Annotated in this window: 2 protein-coding genes and 2 pseudogenes; 3 read left to right on the forward strand and 1 reads right to left on the reverse strand. The window is 38.9% G+C overall.

Annotation, left to right across the window (positions count from 1 at the left end):
• Nucleotides 1-64 precede the first annotated feature (64 nt).
• From IEY42_RS22785 to IEY42_RS21600, 3 genes and pseudogenes are all read left to right on the forward strand, one after another.
• Nucleotides 65-220 (forward strand): annotated as a pseudogene (locus tag IEY42_RS22785) (OsmC family protein); the annotation flags it as partial.
• Between the two features lie 244 nt (nt 221-464).
• Nucleotides 465-2,117: a methyl-accepting chemotaxis protein gene (locus IEY42_RS21595; protein ID WP_188927249.1), complete on the forward strand. Its 1,653-nt coding sequence runs from the start codon at nt 465-467 to the stop codon at nt 2,115-2,117.
• Nucleotides 2,118-2,393: 276 nt separating this feature from the next.
• Nucleotides 2,394-3,504 (forward strand): annotated as a pseudogene (locus IEY42_RS21600) (ISAs1 family transposase).
• A 631-nt stretch (nt 3,505-4,135) separates the two neighbouring features.
• Here IEY42_RS21600 and IEY42_RS21605 read toward each other — a convergent pair.
• Nucleotides 4,136-4,534: a Mor transcription activator family protein gene (locus tag IEY42_RS21605; protein WP_188927250.1), complete on the reverse strand. Its 399-nt coding sequence runs from the start codon at nt 4,532-4,534 to the stop codon at nt 4,136-4,138.
• Nucleotides 4,535-5,266 lie beyond the last annotated feature (732 nt).

Consider the following 5,266-nt stretch of genomic DNA (forward strand, 5'->3'; position numbering starts at 1 on the left):
CCTGATCAGATCATGCCGATACGAAAAAGTTCCCTACTGTTAACAAAGTATGATCCCGCCCTGTATTGAGGAGGGGTTCGGTATTGCAGTAAAACTCGCAGTATCCTTAGGTGATATGGATAGATTTGACGCCCAGAAAATGGTCGAAACAGCACATAAAATCTGCCCATACTCAAGTGCAACACGCGGCAATATCGATATCACCCTTTCAGTTATTTAATACCTACATATATCTAAGAAGGAAATCTAATTATGCGTTATGTTCTTTTTATTAGCATTCTTATCAATATTTTACTTATTAGCTGTTCGGACTCGGAGCAAATCAGCTCAGTTCAGACTCCAAAGTTTGTTGAAACGAGTGCGCCCATTGATTCAGCTATCACCCAACCGGATGGATATACAGGGCGCTTGGGCGGCGTAGAGGATGTTGAAATTACGATTAAGTTGCTTCGGAGTAGAAATTAATGATGCGAACAACTAAATCGGTCAAGAACAGAGTGTACTTCGGTTTTGTATTGATCTTGGTTATGCTTTTGCTTTTAGTCGCACTAGGGATTACCAAGGTAAACTATATTCGCGAGGATTTAACTGAGATAACTGATATCCACTCGGTAAAGCAACGGTACGCAATTAATTTTCGTGGTAGTGTTCATGATCGAGCTATTGCAATACGAGATGTTACCTTGGCCGAAAGCCCAAGTGCCGTTACTACTCAAAAACAACTAATTATGGAGCTACGAAAATTTTACGACGACTCTGAAATGAAAATGGATTTAATGTTCAGTTCTGATATAAATTTTACAAGCAAAGAAAGCGAATTATTAAATAATATAGCTAACATTAAAAAATCTGCATTGCCATTGGCCGACAAGATTATTGTTTTAGCTGAGCAAGGTAAGGTAGAGGAAGCAGCAAATCTTGTTCGAGCTCAAGCTAGTCCCTTATTTGCACGTTGGCTTAAAGCAATCAATCAATTTATTGATTATCAGGAAAAAATTAATCAATCTACCACTATATCAGCCCGAGAGGTTGCTGATAGTTTCCAGTCAACAATGCTTGTCATTTCTGCTCTTGCAGTCGTTATTAGTATAATTATTGCTCGACTCATTGTTAGTAGCCTCTATCGGTCACTTGGTGGAGAGCCTGCACAGGCTGCAATATCTGTGTCGTTTATAGCTGATGGCGATTTGACGAAAATCATCGAGACCAAATATAAGGGGAGTTTGTTATCTTCATTATCATCGATGCGCGATAATCTTGATAAGATTGTATCTAATATTATCCGCGCGGGGCATGATTTATCTAATCAGGCAATTACTGTTGAGGATGGGTCAATTAAAGCCAGTGGGAAAGCTGATGCACAAGCTCAACTTACACAAGACACGCTTGAAAATCTTAGAATTATGAAATCGAAACTGGATGGAATAGCAGGCATCGCTGCTCAGACAGAAGAGAATTCATTACTTACAAGTAATTACTCACAAAATGGTATTATAGCAGTTGGCAAGAGTAGTTCTGAAATGCAGCGTATTACTGATACAGTCGACTCGACCGTGGTTCAAATTCGAAAATTAGAATCAACAACTAAGGAAATAGGGTCGATTGTGAGTGTCATTAGCAGTATCTCTGAGCAAACCAATTTATTAGCCTTAAACGCAGCAATTGAAGCCGCTAGGGCAGGTGAATCCGGTCGCGGTTTTGCAGTAGTTGCGGATGAAGTTAGACAATTAGCTAGACGCACGCAGACTGCGACTGAACAAATTGAGAAAATGATTAGTGAGGTGCAAAATGAGACACAAGCATCTGTCGCAGCAATGGAAACAACCCAGCCTATAGTTGAAAGTGGACGCAGACTAACTGAAGAAACTACAGTGTTACTTAAACAAATAGAGCAGCAAGCTTCAGCATCACTTTCAAATGTTAGAGAGGTTTCACTCGCAACAAAAGGGCAAGTGACTCTTATTAATCAAGTTTCTGAAGCTATGTCGACTATCAACAATATGTCCTCTGAATCAATTCAATCATTAAAAGGCAATCTTGGCGCAGCCCAAAAGCTCGCGAAAATTGCCAATGAATTAAATGAGTCAATGAAGTTTTTTACTGTAAAAAATGATTGAATAGATGTTGCAAAAAATTATAAGTGTGCTGAGTTATAAAAGTATATTAATCATTTTTTGTTTACTCTCATACAGATGATAAAATTCATGTTTACTAACAATCCATAAAGGTAACGCTTTCTGAGAGCAAAGCCATTAAAATGCTGATATGGAGCAAGGTTTGATTAATGGTCGGTTAATCAGGGTGAGATCGTGTACGTTTTTAATCATTTGAATACACGATCTGACGTTAACATTTAGCTATGATCTTATACTCCCTTTTTTCGGGAGCTCACCATGCATATAGGCCACTTCAAAGAGACTTTTCAAACCATAACAGACCAACGCCAAGGGGCTAAAGTGACCTACTGCCTTTTTGAAGTTTTTGTTTGGTTCTCTATGTGCCGTTATCGCAGGGACTAAAGGCTGGCTTGATATTCGAGAATACATACTTGGACATCATGATTGGTTTAAAAACAACAACCTATTCGTGAGAGGCATTCCTGCTGATGACACTCTAGCTCGTATCATATCAACGATAGTACCAGAACAATTTCATCAGTGTTTTATCCACTGGATGTCATCGATACACACGCTTACCGAAGGCCAAGTGATTGCTATCGACGGAAAAACGCTTCGAGGGTCGTACAATCGTGAAGATAGAGCCAGTACCATACACATGATTAGTGCCTATACTTCATCAAACAAATTAGTACTTGGCCAACTTAAAACAGAACAAAAAAGCAATGAGATAACTGCCATTCCTGAGTTGATAAGGATATTAGATATCAAAGTGGCTTTAGTAACTATCGATGCGATGGCTTGTCAAACAAAGATAGCCCAAACCATTGTGGAACAAGGCGGTGACTATCCGCTTGCCGTTAAAAGTAATCAGGGTAAACGGCGCGAAGCGATAGTAAAAGCCTTCTCTTTCTAACGAGCCCACAAGACAGATAAATCCGTAATTGAACACGGTCATGGGCGAACAGAGTGTCGTCAGTGCTATGTTATTGACAGTACAAACTTAGCAGGTGACTTTTCAAAGTGGAAAGGGCTAAAAAATATCGTTATGCTCGAAAGTTGTCGCCTTGAAAAAGGAAAACCAATCGAGCTTGAGTACCGTTATTACATCAGTTCTAAGGCGCTAAGTGCTGAACAAGCTGCGATAGCCGTTCGAGAACATTGGGGCATAGAATCAATGCACTGGGTGCTTGATGTCAGTATGGGTGAGGATGCATGTCAAATATATAACGCTCATGGGGCCGAAAATCTGTAATGCCTGCGTCATGTGAGTTTGAATATGTTACGAGTAGGGTCGACCAAGTTAAGCATTGTTGGAAAACAAAAACGATACATGATGAATACATTAATACTTGAGGCGGTATTAAAGGCTAGCTTTAGCGCCTAGATTAAAATTTAAGCGCTCATGCGGTGGCTCTAGTCAGTTAATATAACTACGGTTAATCGAATGGCTGTTATGCTGGCAACATCCTGAGCATAGTTCCGTATTGCCATTAGATATTTTTACCGGTTAAATGTTAGCTGGAGGAGGGATTGTCGATGTAATTTTATTGCTACTATTTTTGGATTATTCTCTTTCAAGGCAATTTGTTTATAGGCTTTTCAAATCCCTTCTATTTAAAAATAATGCTGATATTAACTCTAAAAATTGATATGTATTTTCAATCAGGGATCTTGTATCATTTTATTATCACTATGGCACGAGATCTAGGCTACAAATCCTTTGTTAAGATGCACTTTATCAATGCCTGGTAATCATTAGTATATTTGGTTAGTTGGTACTTACGTTTAACCTACACCTTATAAAAATAGCCCAAGAAGGGTAATCGAATTTTACTAACCATATTTCTTATACTTAATTTTGAAATTAATGTTATTTTTCATGTCGTATAAAAGGTTTTGTGCATTTAGATGTAAAACACAGTCTTAACAAGAACAATCTATTGCCATTTGAAAGTAAATTTTACAGACTACACTACAGGCACACGAGATCATAAGGTTTCAAATAAATCCATGATTCAAAATAACCGTCTCAACTTCCTTGCTACAAACGCGGTTCTTTGCTCGGTAATAATCTGATTGACCCTGCGGTCTGTTAAACCGTACTCTATAGCTAATTGCTCTAGGTTATTGCCCTTAAACTGACGCCAAATTTGAATGTCACGCAAAGCGTCTTTAAGGCTTTTTCCATTGGGAATATGCATGTCTCGCGTACCTAAATAGGTGGCAAGTGTTTTGGCCAATGCTACTGAATTAGGCACATTATTATCCTCTAGCGTGACACGCATTAGCTCACAAAGGTTTTGCAAGGTTGATGGCCAGCGCTTAAGTAAGTCCTCCCGTTCATCTGGCTTTAGATTTTTTAGGGTATTAAGTGCTTGCTCTAATTCTGCTATTTCGTATTTTAACAAATCCATTTGCTGGTCTCATTGGGTATGTTGAAGTGATGAATATCCATATTTTTCAATCCTTTGGCATTCTAAATAAATAAAGGAAACTAGATTATTTACAAGTCTTAGTAATGTGTTAGGCCTCTTCACGTTTGTACCAATTCTTAAGGCTTCCGAGTACTTGATAACCCATGTGTTATTCGCCTGAGAGCACTATCAACCCCTTCACCAAGTAGGCGTTTAATACCCTTCGTTACTATGCCAAATGATCATGTAGTGGCTCATGGTGATCCAAACACCGACAATCTCCCCTTTAATAGTCGCCTTCCGTGCTGACTTATGTTCGATAAAGCCTCTCTGTTTTATGCACTTAGTGCTTTCCTAATTTTGATGAGCTCATCACTAGCAATAATCCTTTGCCCGTGGCACGTTATGCATTGATAGGCTCCAAATAGATCAGGCACTGATGAAACGGTTCTCATCTTACAAGTGGTAGTGTTATCAGCAGGGTAACATTTAGGAATCGGTTATTGGTTTAATCGAATCATAATGTCTAAAAATGTATCCACGTATATTAAACCAGCCTTTAGTATCAACAATAAATACCCAGTGAACTTGGCAAAGGCAAAGGTGACTTTTGGCTCTTGGTGTTGCCCTGTTATTGTTAGAAAATATTTTTGAAGTGGTCAATTTACAGTGAGCTTACGAGAAGATAGTGTACATAGGTATTAAGAAGCGGCTCTGGCCGAAAGCCAGCGC

The sequence above is a fragment of the Shewanella algicola genome, assembly GCF_014648035.1.
Taxonomy (GTDB): Bacteria; Pseudomonadota; Gammaproteobacteria; order Enterobacterales; family Shewanellaceae; genus Shewanella; species Shewanella algicola.

Excerpts from the sequence above, each read along its gene's own strand:
- IEY42_RS21595 (WP_188927249.1), top strand. The coding sequence starts at position 465 with ATGATGCGAACAACTAAATCGGTCAAGAACAGAGTGTACTTCGGTTTT.
- IEY42_RS21605 (WP_188927250.1), bottom strand. The coding sequence starts at position 4,534 with ATGGATTTGTTAAAATACGAAATAGCAGAATTAGAGCAAGCACTTAAT.